The organism is Nonomuraea sp. CA-143628 (assembly GCF_050942315.1).
Taxonomy (GTDB): domain Bacteria; phylum Actinomycetota; class Actinomycetes; order Streptosporangiales; family Streptosporangiaceae; genus Nonomuraea.
Map to the genome: position 1 here is coordinate 13197012 of NZ_CP192072.1, position 17901 is coordinate 13214912.

Annotated in this window: 21 protein-coding genes and 1 pseudogene; 14 read left to right on the forward strand and 8 right to left on the reverse strand. The window is 68.2% G+C overall.

The features are described from left to right. Positions 1-19: 19 nt before the first annotated feature. Positions 20-1612 carry a sensor histidine kinase gene (locus ACQP2T_RS60230; RefSeq protein WP_433513594.1) on the reverse strand — a complete coding sequence of 531 codons (1593 nt, stop codon included), beginning with the start codon at positions 1610-1612 and terminating at the stop codon, positions 20-22. A gap of 130 nt (positions 1613-1742) precedes the next feature. Between ACQP2T_RS60230 and ACQP2T_RS60235 the strand changes: the two genes are divergently transcribed. Continuing rightward, positions 1743-2627 carry an ABC transporter ATP-binding protein gene (locus tag ACQP2T_RS60235; RefSeq protein WP_433513595.1) on the forward strand — a complete coding sequence of 295 codons (885 nt, stop codon included), beginning with the start codon at positions 1743-1745 and terminating at the stop codon, positions 2625-2627. Beyond that, positions 2624-3367, forward strand: a complete 744-nt coding sequence (locus tag ACQP2T_RS60240; protein ID WP_433513596.1) for a hypothetical protein — start codon at positions 2624-2626, stop codon at positions 3365-3367. Before ACQP2T_RS60235 ends, ACQP2T_RS60240 begins: the two co-directional genes overlap by 4 nt. Before the next feature lie 55 nt (positions 3368-3422). On the opposite strand, the gene ACQP2T_RS60245 is transcribed toward ACQP2T_RS60240, so the two are convergent. Beyond that, positions 3423-4079: a response regulator gene (locus ACQP2T_RS60245; RefSeq protein ID WP_433513597.1), complete on the reverse strand. Its 657-nt coding sequence runs from the start codon at positions 4077-4079 to the stop codon at positions 3423-3425. Between the two features lie 38 nt (positions 4080-4117). Then, a complete protein-coding gene (locus tag ACQP2T_RS60250) occupies positions 4118-4675 on the reverse strand; it encodes a TetR/AcrR family transcriptional regulator (RefSeq protein WP_433513598.1) in 558 nt (185 codons plus the stop codon). Between the two features lie 103 nt (positions 4676-4778). Between ACQP2T_RS60250 and ACQP2T_RS60255 the strand changes: the two genes are divergently transcribed. The 6 genes and pseudogenes from ACQP2T_RS60255 to ACQP2T_RS60280 all read left to right on the forward strand — a co-directional run bounded on the left by ACQP2T_RS60255 (position 4779) and on the right by ACQP2T_RS60280 (position 7798). Then, the gene (locus tag ACQP2T_RS60255) at positions 4779-5426 is read left to right on the forward strand and encodes a VC0807 family protein (RefSeq protein ID WP_433513599.1); all 648 of its coding nucleotides are present in this window, start codon (positions 4779-4781) and stop codon (positions 5424-5426) included. Positions 5427-5466: 40 nt separating this feature from the next. Then, a pseudogene (locus ACQP2T_RS60260) lies at positions 5467-5742 on the forward strand (NmrA family NAD(P)-binding protein); the annotation flags it as partial. Between the two features lie 91 nt (positions 5743-5833). Beyond that, complete coding sequence (locus ACQP2T_RS60265) at positions 5834-5998, forward strand: hypothetical protein (RefSeq protein ID WP_433520015.1); 165 nt, start codon at positions 5834-5836, stop codon at positions 5996-5998. Beyond that, positions 5998-6171: a hypothetical protein gene (locus tag ACQP2T_RS60270; RefSeq protein ID WP_433520016.1), complete on the forward strand. Its 174-nt coding sequence runs from the start codon at positions 5998-6000 to the stop codon at positions 6169-6171. The genes ACQP2T_RS60265 and ACQP2T_RS60270 overlap by 1 nt, the downstream gene beginning before the upstream one ends. A gap of 59 nt (positions 6172-6230) precedes the next feature. Further along, positions 6231-6839: an RNA polymerase sigma factor gene (locus ACQP2T_RS60275; RefSeq protein ID WP_433513600.1), complete on the forward strand. Its 609-nt coding sequence runs from the start codon at positions 6231-6233 to the stop codon at positions 6837-6839. Beyond that, on the forward strand, positions 6839-7798 hold the full coding sequence (locus ACQP2T_RS60280) for a CU044_5270 family protein (protein WP_433513601.1): 960 nt from the start codon (positions 6839-6841) through the stop codon (positions 7796-7798). The genes ACQP2T_RS60275 and ACQP2T_RS60280 overlap by 1 nt, the downstream gene beginning before the upstream one ends. Positions 7799-7937: 139 nt before the next feature. On the opposite strand, the gene ACQP2T_RS60285 is transcribed toward ACQP2T_RS60280, so the two are convergent. Next, positions 7938-8867 (reverse strand): CPBP family intramembrane glutamic endopeptidase, encoded by a 930-nt coding sequence (locus ACQP2T_RS60285; RefSeq protein ID WP_433513602.1) that lies wholly within the window; start codon positions 8865-8867, stop codon positions 7938-7940. Positions 8868-9295: 428 nt separating this feature from the next. On the opposite strand from ACQP2T_RS60285, the gene ACQP2T_RS60290 reads away from it, so the two are divergent. After that, entirely contained in the window at positions 9296-10570 is a 1275-nt protein-coding gene (locus ACQP2T_RS60290; protein ID WP_433513603.1) for a hypothetical protein, read from the forward strand. A gap of 312 nt (positions 10571-10882) precedes the next feature. On the opposite strand, the gene ACQP2T_RS60295 is transcribed toward ACQP2T_RS60290, so the two are convergent. The 4 genes from ACQP2T_RS60295 to ACQP2T_RS60310 all read right to left on the reverse strand — a co-directional run bounded on the left by ACQP2T_RS60295 (position 10883) and on the right by ACQP2T_RS60310 (position 14375). After that, the gene (locus tag ACQP2T_RS60295) at positions 10883-12643 is read right to left on the reverse strand and encodes an ATP-binding protein (RefSeq protein WP_433513604.1); all 1761 of its coding nucleotides are present in this window, start codon (positions 12641-12643) and stop codon (positions 10883-10885) included. 552 nt (positions 12644-13195) lie between these two features. After that, positions 13196-13450, reverse strand: a complete 255-nt coding sequence (locus ACQP2T_RS60300) for a GntR family transcriptional regulator (protein WP_433513605.1) — start codon at positions 13448-13450, stop codon at positions 13196-13198. A gap of 353 nt (positions 13451-13803) precedes the next feature. Further along, positions 13804-14136 (reverse strand): YnfA family protein, encoded by a 333-nt coding sequence (locus ACQP2T_RS60305; protein WP_433513606.1) that lies wholly within the window; start codon positions 14134-14136, stop codon positions 13804-13806. Further along, positions 14133-14375 (reverse strand): hypothetical protein, encoded by a 243-nt coding sequence (locus ACQP2T_RS60310; protein WP_433513607.1) that lies wholly within the window; start codon positions 14373-14375, stop codon positions 14133-14135. The genes ACQP2T_RS60305 and ACQP2T_RS60310 overlap by 4 nt, the downstream gene beginning before the upstream one ends. Positions 14376-14477: 102 nt before the next feature. On the opposite strand from ACQP2T_RS60310, the gene ACQP2T_RS60315 reads away from it, so the two are divergent. Genes ACQP2T_RS60315 through ACQP2T_RS60335 form a run of 5 tightly spaced genes read left to right on the forward strand, consistent with a single transcriptional unit; the run spans position 14478 to position 17872 of the window. Continuing rightward, positions 14478-14891: a TOBE domain-containing protein gene (locus ACQP2T_RS60315; RefSeq protein WP_433513608.1), complete on the forward strand. Its 414-nt coding sequence runs from the start codon at positions 14478-14480 to the stop codon at positions 14889-14891. Positions 14892-14901: 10 nt separating this feature from the next. Beyond that, a complete protein-coding gene (modA, locus tag ACQP2T_RS60320; protein ID WP_433513609.1) occupies positions 14902-15717 on the forward strand; it encodes a molybdate ABC transporter substrate-binding protein in 816 nt (271 codons plus the stop codon). 6 nt (positions 15718-15723) lie between these two features. Continuing rightward, on the forward strand, positions 15724-16587 hold the full coding sequence (locus ACQP2T_RS60325; RefSeq protein WP_433513610.1) for an ABC transporter permease: 864 nt from the start codon (positions 15724-15726) through the stop codon (positions 16585-16587). Next, positions 16584-17615 carry an ABC transporter ATP-binding protein gene (locus tag ACQP2T_RS60330; protein WP_433513611.1) on the forward strand — a complete coding sequence of 344 codons (1032 nt, stop codon included), beginning with the start codon at positions 16584-16586 and terminating at the stop codon, positions 17613-17615. Before ACQP2T_RS60325 ends, ACQP2T_RS60330 begins: the two co-directional genes overlap by 4 nt. After that, entirely contained in the window at positions 17612-17872 is a 261-nt protein-coding gene (locus ACQP2T_RS60335; RefSeq protein WP_433513612.1) for a hypothetical protein, read from the forward strand. The genes ACQP2T_RS60330 and ACQP2T_RS60335 overlap by 4 nt, the downstream gene beginning before the upstream one ends. The last annotated feature ends 29 nt before the right edge of the window (positions 17873-17901 follow it).

Sequence of the window (17901 nt, forward strand, 5' to 3'; positions counted from 1 at the left end):
CCGCCACAGGCCACGGCCGTCAACGCCGTACGGTCGGCACCTCGTCCTTGTGCGACAGCCGACCGCCGGTGAAACACAACCGGTAGGCCGGCGACGGCGAGTTCGCCCTGATCCGGTAGAAGCGGCACTCGTCAGCGCCCCGCGGGTCCGCGGGCGCGCCCCGCGGCCGCCCGCCGTCATTCACCTGGTACGCCGGCAGCCGTGCCCCGAGTGACGCCAGGCTTTGGCCGACGCGCAGTTCCGTGTACACCCCGGCGTCCAGCACCGAGCGGTGCGCGGTGTAGAGGTCATAGCCGGAGGTCACCAGCGTCAGAGCGGTGGCCGCCGCGATCGGCATCCAGATCGCGTCGATCACTCTGCGCCGTACCTTTCGGCGAGCCAGGGCGAGCTCCCGCTGGGAGTCGGGTGGCGTGGCGGCGGCCCCAGCGGTGAGCGGCAGCCGGGCGGTGACGGCGAAGCCGCCGTCGGCGGGCCACGCCCGCAGCCTGCCTCCGGCCAGCCGGACCCGCTCGTCCAGACTGACCAGCCCGAAGCCACCGGACGGTTCCCCCGGGAAGACCGCCGGCAGTGGCCCGGCCGGGGGCGCCGCGTTGACCACGGTGACCTCCGCCTCGCGGGACGCGTGGTCCGTGCCCAGCCGTACGGTGACCGCGGCGCCCGGCGCGTGCTTGGTGGCGTTGGTCAGGGCCTCCTGAACCACGCGGTAGGCCGCCCGGTCGGCCATCGGCGGCAGCGGCTCCAGCTCGCCGTGGAGCGTCACCGCCATCCCCGACGCGGCGGCCCGCTCGACCAGCTCGGCCACGGTGTCCCCGGACGGCAGCACGGGCGCGCTCTCGCCGTCCTCCCGCAGTACCCCGATGATCTCGCGCAGCCGTTCAGCGGACCTCGCGGCGGAGCCGCGCAGCTCGGCGGCCGCCTGGCGGGCGGACTCGTCCAGCCCCGGATGTACCTGAAGCGCGGCAGCGCTCAGCGCGATCAGGCTCAGCTCGTGCCCCAGCGAGTCGTGCATGTCCCCGGCGATCCGGGACCGCTCCACCAGTCGCATCCGCTCGCCGATCAGGCTCTGCTCCCGCTCCAGCCGCTCGGCGAGTTCCCATCCGGTGCGGACGAGGCCGTCGTGCTGGCGGACGTACCGGCCGGCCAGCCAGGGCAGCAGGATGTTCGTCACCGCGGTGGTGACCAGCGACAACCAGTTCGACAGCGTGCCGCCGGGGGTGAGATTCACCGCCACAAGTCCCGCCAGGCACACCCCGGCGAAGAACAGCAGCCCGGCCCGCATGCCGGCGGTCCGCCGCCCCAGCAGGAACGCCAGCAGCAGCTGGGGAATCATGAAGGTGTCGGTGTACAGCTCCGGTGTCACCGCCAGAGCCAGCCCCACCGGCACGGCCGCGGCCACGACCGGCCGCCGTCGGCCCACGGCCACGGCCAGTGCCAGAAGCGGTACAGCGGCGATCCTCACCCAGGGCAGCGGCAGGCCGGGAGGCTGCCCCACCTCGGGCGACTCGTTCGCCAGGAACACCGGCACGGTGACCGCCAGCCAGAGCAGCAGATCGGCGCCCTGTTCGCTGCCCGGGAACGCCTTCATGACGAGGTCCCGGAACGACCGATTCATGGCGGTCACGCTACGCGGTGCCGCACGCCGCGACACCTGACGAAAGTAAGGGGCACCCGCTGCCGATCGTGCATGATCCCGGCCATCTCCGGATCCCTATGGTCGAGACCCCTGTCGGCGAAGGAGCCTGATGATCACCCTGCACGGACTGACCAAACGTTACGGCGACCAGACCGCCGTCGACGATCTCACCCTGGAGCTCACCCCCGGCACGGTCACCGGCTTCCTCGGCCCGAACGGCGCCGGAAAGTCGACCACCATGCGCATGATCATGGGTCTGGACTCCCCCACCTCCGGCACCGCCCTGATCGGCGGCCGCCCCTACGCGGACCTCGACCGGCCGCTGTGTACCATCGGCGCCCTGCTGGACGCCAAGGCCGTCCACCCCGCCCGTAGCGGCCGGGACCACCTGCGCGCCATGACCGTGAGCCAGGGCCTGCCTTCCTCCAGGGTCGAGGAGGTCCTCGCCCTCACCGGGATGACGGAGGCGGCCCGCCGCCGCGCCGGGACGTACTCCCTGGGCATGAGCCAGCGGCTCGGCATCGCGGGCGCGCTGCTCGGCGATCCCGAGGTGCTGATGCTGGACGAGCCGGTCAACGGCCTCGACCCCGACGGGGTCCGCTGGATCCGCACATTACTCAGATCGCTGGCCGCCGAGGGCCGTACCGTCTTCGTCTCCTCCCATCTGATGAGCGAGATGGAGCGCACCGCCGACCGGCTGATCGTCCTCGGCAAGGGCCGGCTGATCGCCGACGAGCCCATGGAGCGTCTGGTCGCCGGCTCGGAGGTGCGGGTACGCGGACCGCGGCTGCGACCGCTGGCCGACGTCCTGCCCGCCGCACGCTGGACCGGCCCGGACGAGCTGACCGTCAGCGGCCACACCACCGAGCAGATCGGCCGGCAGGCGTACGAGCTGGGGTTGCCGCTGTACGAGCTGCGCGCCATCGAGTCCTCGCTGGAGGAGTCCTACATGCGGCTGACCGCCGACAGCACCGAGTTCGGAGTCCCCGCATGAACGCCCTGACCCGCGCGGCCGCCGCCGAGTGGCTGAAGCTCCGCTCCGTCCGCTCCACCTGGTGGTTCGCCTGCGGCGCGCTCTTGATGATGCTGCTGGTGGCGATGCTGGAAGCGAAGGACACGGCCTTCTTTCTGCGCAAACAGGGCCTACCTGTAGAGCCGGTGTCGTCGGTCCTCGAAGGTCTGGACTGGGTGCAGCTCATCTTCGGATCGCTCGGCATGCTGGCGGCGACCAGCGAGTACGCCACTCGCAGCATCGTGGTGACGCTGGCCTGCACGCCCTCGCGCACCCGGCTGCTGCTGGCCAAGACGGCCGTCGTGGGCGCCACGATATTCGTCGCCGGCGGGCTCGTCGCCGTCCTCGGCGTGGCGGCCAGCGCGCCGCTGCTGCGGGACTACTGGGAATTCGACGCCGGACAGGTGACCGGACGAATCCTGGCCATCGCGACGTATCTGGCGCTCATCGCCGTGCTGGCTCTCGGACTCGGCACGCTGATCCGCAGATCGGCCGGGGCCATCACGATGCTGTTCGTCCTGCTGTACGTGCTTCCGATCGGGCTGCAGGGGTTCGCCACCTCGCTGGACGCCGAGTTCCTCAACACGCTCGCCGGCTACACGCCCGCCCCCGTCGGGGAGCGCTTCATCGCGGGGGAGGCGGCGTCCGGCCTCGTACTCACCGCGTGGGCCGCCGTGGTGGTCGCCGCTGGAGTGTGGGTGATGCGCAAACGCGACGCTTGAGCGGATCGCGGGGGTACGCCGTGCGGACTCACGATGTTTTGACTGGCTTATCCCGTCAGTCGTGCGGGACCAATCCGGCCTCGTACGCCAGCACGGCCGCCTGGACCCGGTTCTTCAGATCCAGGCGGCCCAGCACGGCACTCACATACGCCTTGACCGTCCCCTCCACCAAGAACAGCCGCCCGCCGATCTCCGCGTTGGACAACCCGGCGCCGACCAGCGCCAGCACCTCCCGCTCGCGCGGCGTGAGCACCGCGATCCGCTCCTTGGCCGCCGACTGCCGGCTCATCCGGCCGCCGCTCACCTGCTGGATCACCCGGTGGGCGATCTGCGGCGAGAGGAACGCCGCGCCGCCGTGCACAGCCCGTACCGCCGCCATCAGCTCGTACGGATCTCCCGACTTGAGCAGAAAGCCGCTCGCCCCGCCGTCCAGCGCCCTGGTGATGTACTCGTCTTCGGAGAACGTCGTCAGCATCACCACCGCGACGTCCGGGGCCGCCCGGCGCAGCTCCGCCGCCGCGCTCAGCCCGTCCAGCAGCGGCATCCGGATGTCGAGCAGGGCCACGTCCGGCCGGTGCGTACGGGCGAGTTCGAGCGCTTCACGCCCGTTGCCCGCCTCCGCGACCACCTCGATGTCCGGGGCGGCGCCGAGGATGGCCCGCACACCCACCCGGACCAGGACCTCGTCGTCGGCGAGCAGCACCTTGATCACGCCTTCGACGCTACCGCCGTGATCCGAGTAGCGGCAGGTCACTTTCCGAGGCGGAGCAGGCGGTCCACGAGGGTGCGGGCGTGGTCGGGGCCGATGGGGCGGTTGAAGAACATCGCGTGGTAGTAGACCGGCGCGATGATCACCTCCATGAACTCCAGCAGGTCGGGAGGAGAGCCCTCCCCGCGCTTGGCCGCCCGCTCCAGCATGTCCTGCAGCTGGACGGCCCGGTCGGTCAGGTAGGTCTGGTGCTCGTGGGTTCGGGTGCTGATCTGCGCGGCGCGTACGTACAGGGCGCCGAGCGGCCCGGCTACGTCCGCCGCCAGCTGGACCGCGTAGGCCTCCAGGTCGCCGCGCAGCGACCCCGTGTCGGGCACCGGCGACTCTTGCGACAGCCGTTCCATCACCACGTCGTCGACCAGCGCCTCCAGCGTCCCCCAGCGACGGTAGACGGTGGCCTGATGGACGCCCGAACGCTCGGCGATCTGGGGGATCGACAGGCTCTGCCAGTCCTGTTCTGACAGGAGATCGAGGACCGCTTCGTGGACCTGCCGGCGGACGCGTGCGCTGCGACCTCCTGGCCTTCGTGCCTGTTGCATGCTTCCACTTTAACGCGAAGTTCCTTGCATTAGCCCTTCCAGGAGCTTATCTTGAAGCGAAATTCTTCGCGATAAGGAGCCCCGCCATGGAAAGGACCTGGTCATGAAAGGCGGCTTCGTCAAGACGATCCTGGCCGATGTGGCACCACCCATCGCCGCGTACTACCTGCTGCGCGCCTTCAACGTGAGCGAGTACACCGCGCTGCTGACCGCCACCGCGGTCGGCCTCGCCCGCACCGCCTACGTCGCCCTCCGCGAGCGCAGGCTGGACGGCTTCGCCGCCTTCACCGGCCTGGTCTTCGGCATCGGCTTGGTGCTGGCCTTCTTCACCGGCGACGAGCGCTTCATGCTGGCCATCAAATCCGTCAGCACGTTCGCGATCGCCGCCGTCCTGACGGCCACCTGCCTGGTCGGCAGGCCCGCCGCGTTCGCGCTGGCCATCCGCTTCGGCGCCGAGGACGAGAAGACGGCGGCCCGCTGGCGGGTGCTGTACCAGGCGGAGCCGGCCTTCCGGCGCATCTATCTAGTGATGACCTTGACCTGGGTGATGGCTCTGGTCGCCGAGTCGCTGATCCGCATCCCGCTCATCTACCTGCTCCCCGTGGACGTGATGACCGGGCTGTCGACCGCCCTGCTGGTCGGCACGCTCTGCCTGATCGCCGCCTGGAGCGCCTGGTACGGCAAACGTGGCGAACTCGCCGCGCTCGCCGAAGCCGGTACGGATTCACCAGGCAGCCCTGCCCATTCCTGACTGACGCCGCCATCATCGACAGCTACCAAGGAGAGAGTGCATGAGTGATCAAAATGGGCCGATATTAGTCATCGGGGCCACCGGACAGCAGGGCAGCGGAGCCGTACGAGAACTGCTCGAACGGGGTTGCGCCGTCCATGCGTTCGTCCGCGACACCGACACGTCAGCCGCCAAGGCGCTGCGCGAGGCGGGGGCCGAACTCGTCGTCGGCGACCTGGACGATCCGGCGTCGTTACGGGCCGCGATGCGCGGGGTTCATGGGGTCTTCCTCGTGCTGACCATGTTGGAAGGCCGGAAGGTGACCGCCGGGGGCATCGCGGCCGAAGCGCGGCGCGGCAGGTCCGTGGTGGACATCGCCCGGGAGAGCAGCCGCGATCGCGTTCGAGCGCCCCAACCGGTTCCAGCAGTTGCCGATCGAGCACTTGCGGGCCTTCGACGAGCAGGTGGCCAAGTCGTTCGAGTGGTTCGATCAGGGTGCCGTGCGGGCTCCCGACTTCGCGGAGCTGCGGGCCGAGCACCCCGGCCTGATGACCCTGGACTCCTACCTGCGCGCGACCGGCTGGAGGCCGTGATGACCGATGGACTGATTCTCCCGCCCGGTGGCGGACATCGGCTCGAAGCCGCGGGCATGACCCTCAAGGTCGGCGCCGAGCGGTCGCAGGTGTTCTCGGCGTTCGAGAGCGAGGTCGCGTCCACAGCTGACGTCCGGGATGTGCATGGGAACCTTTCCCCCGCATCCGGATAAGTACGGCTGTGACACCCATTCCAGATGAGGATCCGACCCCGGCGGGCTTGACGCTCCGCATGGCGGCACCCACGGTTCCGGAGGCCTTCGACGTGCCGGCCCCGATTGAGGACTCGGCGATCATCGAAGCGTCGCTGCGCGAGCCGGAGCGTTTCGCCGAGTTGTTCAACCGGCATGCCGCCGTACTGCACCGCTATGTCGTCCGGCGGCTCGGTCCGGATCACGCGGAGGACGTGGTGGCCGAGACGTTCACCAGGGCGTTCGAGAAGCGGCGCAAGTACGCCTTCGACCGCTCGGACGCCTTGCCGTGGCTGTACGGCATCACCACGAACATCATCGGCACCCACCGCAGGGCAGAGGTACGCGGCTACCGCGCTCTCGCCCGAACCGGCGAGGACCCCGTGGCGGTGGCCTTCGACGAGCGGGTGGTCGCCCAGGTCTCCGCCTCGGCGACCCGGGAACGGCTCGCGGCCGCCCTGGCCAAGCTGGGTCGAGGCGAGCGCGACGTACTGCTGCTGATCGCGTGGGGCGATCTCAGCTATGAGGAAACGGCGCAGGCGCTGGGTGTGCCCATCGGCACCGTACGGTCCCGGCTGTCCCGCGCCCGTCGCAAGATCGCCCAGGCGCTGGGCGGCAGTAACCCGACCGACGTTACCGAGGAGGTCTGATGAACGATTTGGACATGGTCCGCGACCTGCGGTCGCAGGTGCGGCAGAGCGAAGAACGCGATCTCCACGGCGCCCGGCGGCGAATGCTGGCCTCGATGGCTCAGGAGCGACCGAGTCGCCGGCTCCCCCGTATGGCGCTGCGCGTGGCCGCCGTCGGCGTCCTCGGCGTCACGATCGCGGCCGGCGTCACAGTGGTGCAGTCCGTCCGTACGAATGACCCGGGCAAGGGAGGAACCACCACTGCCCCGGCATGGCTGGCCGCGGCGAACGCGGAGACCCTGGCCAAGCACGCGACAGCGGCGGCGGCCCGCCAGACGGACGTCTACCCGCGAGCCGACCAGTGGGTCTACACCAAAAGGGACTTCTACCGCACACCCAAGATCGCCTCGACGAACTCGCGGTACACCGCGGAAATGTGGACCCGGGGGGACGGCAAGGAAAGGGCCATGCGGGAACAAGACAGCAAGACGATCCAAAGGCGCAAAGGCGGGGAGGATCCCCGTGTACGGTTCGACCCCGCCTACCTACGCTCACTCCCCTTGGATCCGGACGCTCTGCTGGAACGCCTGAAAAAGGACACAGCGGGGGTGATCCCTCTGCCCGAGGCGCGGGCGGTCTCCCATCAGATCCTGATGATCCTGCAAGAGGGCGCCCCAGCGGCTCGCCTGCGCGCCGCCTTCTACACCGTCCTGTCGAAGTTGGACGGGGTCGGCGTGGAGAAGGTACGCGATCTGCTGGGCAGAGAAGGCGTGGCCATCTACACGGACGACGCCGACGAGGGGATTCGCCAGGAAATCATCATCGACCCGAACACCTTCGCCCTGCTCGGCGGGCGCCGCGTCTACATCGGCGGAGCGGATGCGCGGTCCCCGTACGCCAAGCTGCCCAAGGGCGAGGTGGTCCTCTCGGTGGCGCAGGTGGCCGTCGGCATCGTGGACGACGCGGGGGACGTTCCGTAACCGAGGCGGTGGCCGTCGGCATCGTGGACCACGCGGAGGACACCCCGTAACCGGGGCGGTGGCGATTCCGAGGCGAAGACGCACAGCGGGCGTGGGACCGTTTCCCGGTCCCACGCCCTCGCTTTTGTCTTGTGGTCGTTCAGCTCTGATGGGTGACCTCCGGCGCGGCTTCCTCGGCCTTGCGGTAGCCGAGACGGCCGCGGGTCGCGACGAGAATGATGATCGCCGCCGTACCGCTCGCCAGCAGGGTGACGTAGGACGACTGCTGCGCGTCGGCGATCGACGGGAACATGTCCGCGTAGGCGAGCGACATGAAGTTGTTGACGCTGACGTGCAGCACCATGACCAGCGGCAGACTCTGGCCGGTCCGGTTGAACACCCAGGTGACGATCACGCTGAACAGGCAGGCGAAGGCGATGAACTCGGCGACCGTGAGCCAGGTGACGTTCGGCCACCCGCCCCACTCGCTGAAGAACAGCGGCACGTGCCAGAAGCCCCACAGCGGGCCGAGGATGAGGGTGGCGCCCAGCGGGCCGTACTTGCGCTGCAGGCGAGGCAGGGCGAAGTCCCGCCAACCGGGCTCTTCCGCCAGCCCGGTGGTGACCATCTGGAGCAGCAAACTGGGCAGATAGGCCACCAGCACGGCGACGGGCGGCAGGTGGATGTCTTCGTTGGACAGCGCGAAACCGCTGATGATGATGGCGGCGGGAACACCGGCGGCGGCCCCGAGGTACCAGATCCAGCTGACCCGCCACTTCATCATCCGCCCGACCCACCGACGAAGACCCGCCTTGCCGTCCGCGACCGCGGTCACGATGAACGCGGCGAAGATGGGTCCGAGATAGGCACCGGGGAGAACACCGGCGAACTGCGTGGTCCCGAGCACCGAGGGGAAGGTGAAATCTAAGATCCCCAGGCCGGTCGCCGAGAGAATGTAGGGCGTCCAGGCAGCCCAGCTCATCAGATTCGCCAGTACGAAGAAGCTGAGCAGCGGACGGCGACTGATGAAACCCCGTAGCCCGGTCTGACTCGCGTGATGCTCGCTGCCCCGGCGACTGTCGACTGTCATTTCATTTTCTCCTGAGAGGTGCGCTTGACTGACAGTGATCAGCACACCAGTCAGGGGCCCTCCCGGTCGCTCCCATGTACGCCCCAATGGGGGTACAGCTAGGGGTACCTACGCCGTTTCACCTGGCCATACAGGCGCGTTGTCGCGAGCCCGTCCCGCGATTCGGATCCCTGGCTCACCCTCCGGGTCTACGCCCACGTGATCTGTCGCGAGCTCGCCGTCGCCAGGCTGGGCTGCCGGCTTGGTGCCATGGCCTACGTCGCGGAGTTCACCGTGGCCCGCTACCGCTTGGGCCACGATCCTGTCTCGTCTCCACCTCGACACCGCCCCACTTTGTAATGTCGACAGATAGGCGCCCGCGGGTAACGGGTCCGCTACTCAACGGGACCTACAGCCTTCCTTGATCCGCTCACCGTGAGGACCCCCTCATGACCGACGAAGCGGTACCCCCCGATGTCGACCCCGTCGCACCCGCCACAGCGGCCGACCCTCCGCGAGACAAGCGCCCCTGCCTGGCGGAGATGTTCGGCCTGGCCAAGCAGCTGGACGGCACCTGGCCGCTCTTCGCCCGGAGCCTGAACCCCGCCACCGACCCGGCACACCTGCGCGGCCGTTTCCGGGCGGCGGCCGCGTCCACCGCCCGCTGGTCGGCCCGGCGCAGCTACTTTGAGGGGAACCTGACTCTGCTCGCCGTGCTGTTGGTGCTCGCCGCGGCCTTCACCGTCCTGGTGGCGGTCTTCTCCATCAACTCCTGGCAGGAGTTCATCCTGGCCGTCGTGGGCACCGCGGTCTTCCTGACGATCGCCGGCTGGGTCGAGATGCGCCGGCATCACCCGCTCTTCCGCTTCATCGATACGCTGTTCGGCGTGGTGGGACTCGGCCTTTTTCCGGCCACCCTCTACATCCGCTACGCCAGCGGCCCTGCCTGGGCCGTCGACCTGGCGGACCGATGGTGGATGCCGATCCTCCAGGGCATCGGCACCGCCTGCGCTGCCCTGGTCCTCATGTGGATCCTGATCAACGCGGCGATGTGGCTGTGGGACCGCGAGTCTCACATCTCTTTGACCGAACCTCTGTTTGAGCAGCTGACGGCCATCCTCTCCCGCACCGAACTAGACCGTCGCGGCCATCTCCCGCCCAAGGCCCGCCAGGAGATCCACACCCTGCTGGCCAAGGTCGCCTTCCTTCTGCGGGCAGGCATCCCGACCGTAGCCCGCAGCGGTACTCCTCTGACCAGGGCCGTCGTCCGTACCCGTGCGATCGAGGCCTCCCAAGCCGTCATCGACCTCCAGCTGTGGATCGCACTGCCCTCCATGACCACCTACGACGACTTCCGCAGGCGCATCGCCGACTTGACCTGCATCATCCTCACGGGCGAATACGACCGGCTCCCCATCCGCAAGACCACCCCCGAAGCTACGCGCCGCACCTGGCACGTCCGCATCATGGATGCCGCCCGGACCCTGATCATCGCCCTGGTCCCCCTTGCCGGTCTTCTCATCACCGACCGGCTGGGTTTCACGCTCCCGTCTCCTCTCGACGGTGCAGCCTTGATCGCCGCACTGGCTTGGGCCATCGTCCTCTTCTTGAGTCTCCTCGACCCGCTTTTCCCCGCCCACCTGGCCGCCGTCCGCGACCTGATCACACTCGTCCCGTTCACCCGAGCCACAGGGAACAACCCAGGCAACCGACCAAGTCTGTGAGGGACGGCGTATACGACACCTGACCACCCGGTTCGTCGGCAAAGGCGGACGCCTCATCAGCGGGATCTCGCCTTGCTCAGATAGTTGTGCGAGTCGGTGGAGGGTGATCCATGGCGGCAACATACTTGAGCACGCTCACTTACAGCAGCAGCCTCACATGCAGGCCGCCCTACTCGATCCTGATCCTTCAGTCGCCATCAGCCATCTGGCAGAACGGCGGCTCGACGGCTTCCGTGGACCTCGTCCGGGACCGAGGCCCCTGGAAGAACGCCCGAAGCGAAGCGCAGGCCCTTGAAAAATCTCTTAGTCTCGCTACCGGGACCCGGACGGCGAGAAAAGGGATCCTTGTCTCATTCGGCGATACCGGGCGATCGAGCTTCTCGGCGAGCTTCCGATCAACTCCACGACGCCTTCGTCGCGCATGATCGAGAGCCAGCGCCGTACAGTCTGATCGGTCAGTCCGGTCCGCCGGGCCAACTCGGCTCGCGAGAGCGTCTCGTCACCAAGCGCGTCCAGCAATTGGGAGCGTCGATCGGTCCGCGTGGTTGCTGATGCGCTCCCCGAGGAACGACGGTGTCCCCGCTGGGACAACTCGTATTGTGCCCATCGCCTGCTCCCCGCCTGGGTCACAAGTTCACGTGCCACGAGATCCCGCAGTTCTGCCGTGGCGACACGCGAGTCCACGCCGGTCGTGCTCCGGTAGGAGCGGTTGTCCAAGATCTCTCCATTGCGGAGCATCGCCAGAGCGATGCACTGGCTGTCAGTGAGACCTCCTTCACCCAGACCTTCGATCCATCTCACGACTTCCTCATTCAGCAAGGCGTGGTTGGGGATGGTGACCGTGAAGGAGGACACTCGGTCATCGAACTGCGGCGGGCTCATTCCAGCCGCTCGGAGGGCGGAAACCATGGCGCGGATTCCAGAACCCCGATTCTCGCAGACGGTCCGGATCTCGCCCGGCAGAGGTACGTCTTCAAGCATCTTCATCAGGGTCGCGTTACGTGCAGATGAGATCCCCTCATCGGTGAGGTTGTCGATAGTCACCGGGCCGAACAATCCACCTGGGCTTCGCATTGTCAGTCTATCGGGATACATCTCGATCTGGATTTGAGTGCCACGGGCGGCGCTGGACAGATCCCTGTGTACGAGCGCATTCACCACGGCTTCCCGAAGGGCGGTCTCCGGGTATTCCCAGACGTCCTCTCGACCGGCTCCTCCGATGACTGCTCTTCTTGACATATTGCGCCGGATCGCAGCGAGTGCGTCGCGGACCATGACGGGGATGGGTCCCTCGATGGTGAGGTTGTCCAGAAAGCGGGTGCCGGTCGCTGATGGTTGGCCGGTAACCGACGGATAATGCACAAAGCTAATCATCAACTGGGGAAAATACTCCTGCGGGTAGGAGCCGAGCGCGAGCATGGCTGCCAGAGAGAGCGTTTCCGTGCCGTCATGGCCAGTTACTAGAATCTTGGCTCGTCTTAGCAGATTGTCATGGTCAAGATCTTTGAAGGCGTAGGGCCTGCTTGTCCGGAGCCTCGCGATGAACGACTCCAGGGCGATCGAGTCGAGTAGTTCGAGGCCGGTTCCTGGAACGGCCATTTCGTCCTCGCGAGGCTGCCCGCGCGAGGAGAGCATGATCTGAACCTCATAGCTCGACATTCGCTGATCGCCATCGCCCACGCGGACGAAACTGCCCCTGGTCATCCCGGCGCCTTTGTAGAAACATGGTCGCTGGGCCGGATCCAGTTCTGGGACTTCCGCCACGATGATTTTCACGCCTTCGAAGTCGTGGACGCGGATCAACGGCCGCAGAGCAGGTTCCATGTCCGTGGAACAGAGCGAGGCTAGGTCGTTGGACAGCTTCGAAGCATCATGGACACCGGTCGCTGTGAATCCTGTGCTCTCGCTCAGGCCGAGGATGAGCACTCCGCCGTGGGTGTTGGCGAAGGCCGACAGGGTTTCCCGGATCGTCTTCGGCAGCTCGCGCTGGGACTGCTTCACTTCCACGTCGCAGACGTCCCCGCCGAGTACGCGGAGGTTCGCAACGATCTCGGAGAGCTCTTCGTCGAGCACCGTATTCTCCCTGAGCAGCACGGACCAGCATGCGAACAACATGCTAGTTAGCATGTTAGTTAGCATGTCGAGACCAGAGGGCGGGAATGCCCTGGCCAAGGGCCCGCCCGAGAGGTCCTGGGCGCCCAGTTGGAGACGAGGTCGATACTGAGGACCGCGCAGGGGCGTCCGAGAAGTTCAGCCAAGCCGCAGAAACAACGGGCAGAACCCGCTCAGCTTGATCGACGGACGTCCTGCCATCCCCGCCGGCAGCCTCATCCTCGACGCACTGGCCGGCTTCCCGCTGACCCCGGGCACCGGCCAGTCACCCCCGGCCATCCCACCACCCACCGACGCCCAACTCCGTCTCCTGATCCTCTTTGACATCGATCCACGAGACCCTCTGACTGAAGATCACTCGCATGCGGGAAACAGGGTTAGTACGTCCCAGCTTTCCCGATCAGGCTCGTTTCTGTACATCGGGGTGATTCGGTGTCTCCGGTGCGCTGTCTGGCCGGCCGCGCGGTATGAGCTCGCCATCGCGACGCTGGGCTGTAGGCTCGGCGCCATGGCCTACCCCTCGGAGGGGCTGCTGACGTCGGGTGGGCTGACGAAGCTGCCCATGCCGCGGACGGTATAGATAGCCCCCTCTTCTCGGAGGGCTCTCATCGTCTTGTGGGCGGTCATCCGGGCGATGCCGAACTCCTGCATGAGATCGTTCTCGCTTGGCACGCGCGAGCCGGGGCGGTAGACACCTGCTGCGATGCGTTCGCGGATCACCTGTGCAGCCTGCTGCCACCTCGGCTGATCCTCACGGAACTCGATCACGATGTAACTGTAGGCAACTGTGAGCTGCAACCGAGGCTCGACGGCTTCCGTGAACCTCGTCTGGGACCGAGGCCCCGGGAGACCCCTGAGGCCACTCCATGCTTCCCTGCACATCAATGGCAAGCGATATCCCTTGCCTGTGAGGCCAACGGAGAACGCGCAGGCGAAGCCTGCGCCTGAGGAGGGCGTCCGAGCGTAGCGAGGCCCTGCAGGGGTCGGGGCTCCGGCCCGACTGGGAACAACGCCTGAGCTCCCGGAAGCGCGAAGCGCCGACTGCGAAGCCCGTTGTGCGCCGCAGGCGCCCCCTGGAAGAACGCCCGGAGCGAAGCGCAGGCCCTTTGTGCCGTGCGGGGTCAGCCGCGGGGCGCGTACATAATCACCAGGACGCCCGCCAAGCAGATCAGCGCGCCGATGACGTCCCAGCGGTCAGGACGGAAGCCGTCGACGATCATGCCCCAGATCAGCGAGCCGGCCACGAACACGCCACCATAGGCGGCCAGGATGCGTCCGAAGTGGGCGTCGGGTTGAAAGGTGGCGACGAAACCGTACAGTCCGAGCGCGATCACGCCCGCGCCGACCCAGATCAGGCCGCGTTGCTCGCGCATGCCTTGCCAGACGAGCCAGGCGCCGCCGATCTCGAACAGCGCGGCCAGACCGAACAACAGCAGAGAACGGGCGATCGTCATAGCAGCCATTGCACCAGGCCGGGCCGGGGCGGGTCCGTGCCGGGGCTGGTCAGCATTCGCACCCCGGTCGCCATGAGGACGGCCGTGCCGACGGCGCTCTGGTTGACAGAGGATGGACCGGCGGCGACCGCGGCCATGGCCGTGGTGGCGGCCGTGAGCGTGGGCGGCCAGGCGGCGGCGAGCGCGGATGTGACGGCCCAGCAGTGGGAGGAACCAAGGCCCAGGCGGGGGCAAACCAAGGCCCGATCTCGTGGATGCCATGGCAAAGCCGTAAACAATGCCGCTGCTGCGGTGGAAGACAGGTATTCAGGCTGGAATGTGCGGAAGGTATCGTGAGGCTTGTGATGACGTTTCGGATCAGCGAGGCCGCGGCTCTGCTCGGGGTCAGCGCCGACACCGTTCGCCGATGGGTGGACGCGGGTCGGCTGGGCGCCGAGCGGGATGAGCACGGTCACCGGCGGGTCGACGGCGCCGATCTGGCCGCCTTCGCTCGCTCGCAGATCGAGGAGAGCGATGGCGGTAGCCGCTCCTCGGCGCGTAACCGCTTTCGCGGGATCGTGACCGAGGTGATCCGCGATGCGGTGATGGCCCAGGTGGAGATCGCCGCCGGGCCGTTTCGGGTGGTTTCGCTGATGAGCCGCCAGGCCGCGGATGAGTTGGGCCTGGAGGTGGGGGTGGTGGCGGTCGCCGTGATCAAGTCCACCAACGTCGTCGTGGAGATTCCCGGTCACGAGCGCGTGGCCAGTCATTTGTGAGGAGCCCTCCTTGGTGTTCAGGCGTCTTTCCCGATGGGCGATCGCCCTGCCCGTCGCGCTCGCGCTGGCGGGCCTGTCCGGTTGCGGTTCCGGCCAACCGGCCACCTCCTCCACGGCGTCGGCTTCGAGCTCGGCGGCTTCCGCCGGTGGCGGCGCCAAGGAGGTGACCGTGTTCGCGGCGGCGTCGCTGACCGGGACGTTCACCGAGCTCGGCAAGACCTTCGAGGCCGCGCACCCGGGTACGACGGTGAAGTTCAACTTCGGCTCCAGCGCGACACTGGCCCAGCAGATCGTTCAGGGGGCGCCGGCGGATGTGTTCGCCGCGGCGAGCCCGGCCACGATGAAGACAGTGACCGACGCGTCGCTGGCGAGTGCGCCGACCACGTTCGTGCGTAACAAGCTGGAGATCGCCGTGCCGAAGGATAATCCGGCCAAGGTGGATGAGCTGAAGGACCTGGCCGACAGCAAGGTGAAGGTGGCGTTGTGCGCCGAGCAGGTGCCGTGCGGGGCGGCGGCGGTCAAGGCGCTGGACGCGGCCGGGCTGAAGGTCAAGCCTGTGACGCTGGAGCAGGACGTCAAGGCCACGCTGACCAAGGTCGAGTTGGGCGAGGTGGACGCGGCGTTGGTGTACAAGACCGATGTGATCGCCTCGGCGGGCAAGGTACGGGGGCTGGAGTTCCCTGAGGCGGACAAGGCGATCAACGACTATCCGATCGCCACGCTGGCCAAGGCTCCGGCCGGCGACCTGGCCAAGCAGTTCGTGGATCTGGTGCTGTCGCCGCAGGGCAAGGACGTGCTGACCAAGGCCGGCTTCGAGGCTCCCTGATCGCTGATGAACCCTTCCGTGCCGGAGCAGGTCGACCTGTCGAGCTCGCCACGCGGGCCCGGCAGTCGGCCGGCCGCGGGGCGCGAGGTCTCCGGGCGCCTGCCGTGGATGCTGGTCGTGCCCGCCGTCGTGGGTCTGGTCTTCCTCGTACTGCCGCTGGCCGGGCTGCTGATCCGCGCCCCCTGGTCCACGCTGCCGCAGCGGCTGGCCGAGCCGCAGGTGCTGGAGGCGTTGCGGCTGTCGCTGGTGTGCGCCACCATCGCCACCGCTGTGTGCCTGCTGCTCGGAGTGCCATTGGCCTGGCTGCTGGCCCGGGTGTCGTTTCCCGGCCGGCGGCTGGTCCGGGCCCTGGTCACCGTTCCGCTGGTGCTGCCGCCGGTGGTCGGCGGTGTGGCGCTGCTGCTCGTACTGGGGCGGCGCGGGTTGGTCGGGCAGTGGCTGGAGGCCACGTTCGGCATCACGCTTCCGTTCACCACCGCCGGGGTGATCATCGCCGAGGCATTCGTGGCGATGCCCTTCCTGGTGATCAGTGTGGAGGGGGCGTTGCGTGGCGCCGACCGGCGTTTCGAGGAGGCGGCGGCCACGCTGGGCGCCTCGCGGTGGATCGTGTTCCGGCGGGTGACGCTGCCGATGGTCATGCCGGGTGTCGTGGCCGGGGCGGTGTTGTGCTGGGCGCGGGCGTTGGGCGAGTTCGGCGCGACGATCACGTTCGCGGGCAACTTCCCCGGCACCACCCGCACCATGCCGCTGGCGGTCTATCTGGCGCTGGAGACCGAGCCGGAGGCGGCCATCGTGCTCAGTCTGGTGTTGCTGGCCGTCTCGGTGGTCATTCTGGCCAGCCTGCGGGATCGGTGGGTGAGCGCGCCATGACCCTGTACGCCCGGCTGGTGGTCACCCGGCCCGCCTTCACCCTTGATCTCACCCTGGAGGTCGCTCCGGGCGAGGTCGTGGCGCTGCTCGGCCCCAACGGCGCGGGCAAGACCACCGCCTTGCGTGCCCTGGCCGGGCTCACCCGCCTGTCCGACGGGGAGATCGTCCTGCGCGACAGGCCGCTGCACACCCTGCCCGCCGAGGAACGCCCGATCGGCATGGTCTTCCAGGACTACCTGCTCTTCCCGCACCTGACGGCGCTGGACAACGTCGCGTTCGGGCCGCGCTGCCATGGCGTGCCCAAGGCCGAGGCCCGCCGTACGGCCGCCGCCCTGCTGGAACGCGTCGGCCTGGCCGAGCGGGCCACCGCCAGGCCACGGCAGCTGTCCGGCGGACAGGCTCAGCGGGTGGCACTGGCGCGGGCGCTGGCCGTACATCCCGATCTGCTGCTGCTGGATGAGCCGCTGGCCGCGCTCGACGCCCACACCCGGCTGGAGGTCCGCTCCCAGCTGCGCCGTCACCTGGCCGACTTCGACGGCGCGACCGTGCTGGTCACCCACGATCCTCTCGACGCGATGGTGCTGGCGGACCGGCTGATCGTGATCGAGAACGGCGCCATCGTCCAGCAGGGCGGTCCGGCCGAGGTGGCCCGCCGCCCCCGTACCGACTACGTGGCCCGTCTCGTCGGGCTCAACCTGTATCGCGGCGTGGCCGACGGATCCCGGGTCAAGGTCGGCGAGTTGTTGCTGCACACCTACGAACACCTCGACGGGCCCGCGTTCGTCGCCTTCCCGCCCTCCGCCGTCGCCCTCTACCGAACCCGCCCGGACGGCAGCCCGCGCAACCTGTGGCAAGCCCGCATCGAGGGCATCGAACGCCACGGCGACAACGTACGCGTACACCTCGACGGCCCCATCATCGCCTTCGCCGACATCACCCCCGCCGCCGTCGCCGACCTCGACCTGACCCCGGGCCAGCGGATCTGGGCCTCGGCCAAGGCCACCGAGACCCACGCCTACCCCGCATGAACCCGCCCGCGCCGGACGACCGGCATGACTGCAACGCCATCTGCCTCGGCGGGCCCTGCCACGGCCTGCTCACCCATGTCGACCAGGACATCGGCATGCTGACCATCCCCGTACCGCGCCGCTCACCGGACGAGCCCGAGCAGTGCGCCGGCTACCGCGTCACCCGCGAACGGGTGCGCTACTGGGGCCAGGCCGAGCCGTACATCGCCCTGCACTGGGCCGGCCAGCCCTGCTCCTGGGAGTGCTCAGCCCCATAACCTCACTGGGAGTGCTCAGCCCCAAAACC

Coding starts and splice junctions, on each gene's coding strand:
- ACQP2T_RS60230 (WP_433513594.1), bottom strand. CDS start 1,612: ATGAATCGGTCGTTCCGGGACCTCGTCATGAAGGCGTTCCCGGGCAGC.
- ACQP2T_RS60250 (WP_433513598.1), bottom strand. CDS start 4,675: ATGCAACAGGCACGAAGGCCAGGAGGTCGCAGCGCACGCGTCCGCCGG.
- ACQP2T_RS60335 (WP_433513612.1), top strand. CDS start 17,612: ATGAACCCGCCCGCGCCGGACGACCGGCATGACTGCAACGCCATCTGC.
- ACQP2T_RS60270 (WP_433520016.1), top strand. CDS start 5,998: ATGACCGATGGACTGATTCTCCCGCCCGGTGGCGGACATCGGCTCGAA.
- ACQP2T_RS60290 (WP_433513603.1), top strand. CDS start 9,296: ATGACCGACGAAGCGGTACCCCCCGATGTCGACCCCGTCGCACCCGCC.
- ACQP2T_RS60255 (WP_433513599.1), top strand. CDS start 4,779: ATGAAAGGCGGCTTCGTCAAGACGATCCTGGCCGATGTGGCACCACCC.
- ACQP2T_RS60275 (WP_433513600.1), top strand. CDS start 6,231: ATGGCGGCACCCACGGTTCCGGAGGCCTTCGACGTGCCGGCCCCGATT.
- ACQP2T_RS60325 (WP_433513610.1), top strand. CDS start 15,724: ATGAACCCTTCCGTGCCGGAGCAGGTCGACCTGTCGAGCTCGCCACGC.
- ACQP2T_RS60280 (WP_433513601.1), top strand. CDS start 6,839: ATGAACGATTTGGACATGGTCCGCGACCTGCGGTCGCAGGTGCGGCAG.
- ACQP2T_RS60330 (WP_433513611.1), top strand. CDS start 16,584: ATGACCCTGTACGCCCGGCTGGTGGTCACCCGGCCCGCCTTCACCCTT.
- ACQP2T_RS60285 (WP_433513602.1), bottom strand. CDS start 8,867: ATGACAGTCGACAGTCGCCGGGGCAGCGAGCATCACGCGAGTCAGACC.
- ACQP2T_RS60235 (WP_433513595.1), top strand. CDS start 1,743: ATGATCACCCTGCACGGACTGACCAAACGTTACGGCGACCAGACCGCC.
- ACQP2T_RS60305 (WP_433513606.1), bottom strand. CDS start 14,136: ATGACGATCGCCCGTTCTCTGCTGTTGTTCGGTCTGGCCGCGCTGTTC.
- ACQP2T_RS60240 (WP_433513596.1), top strand. CDS start 2,624: ATGAACGCCCTGACCCGCGCGGCCGCCGCCGAGTGGCTGAAGCTCCGC.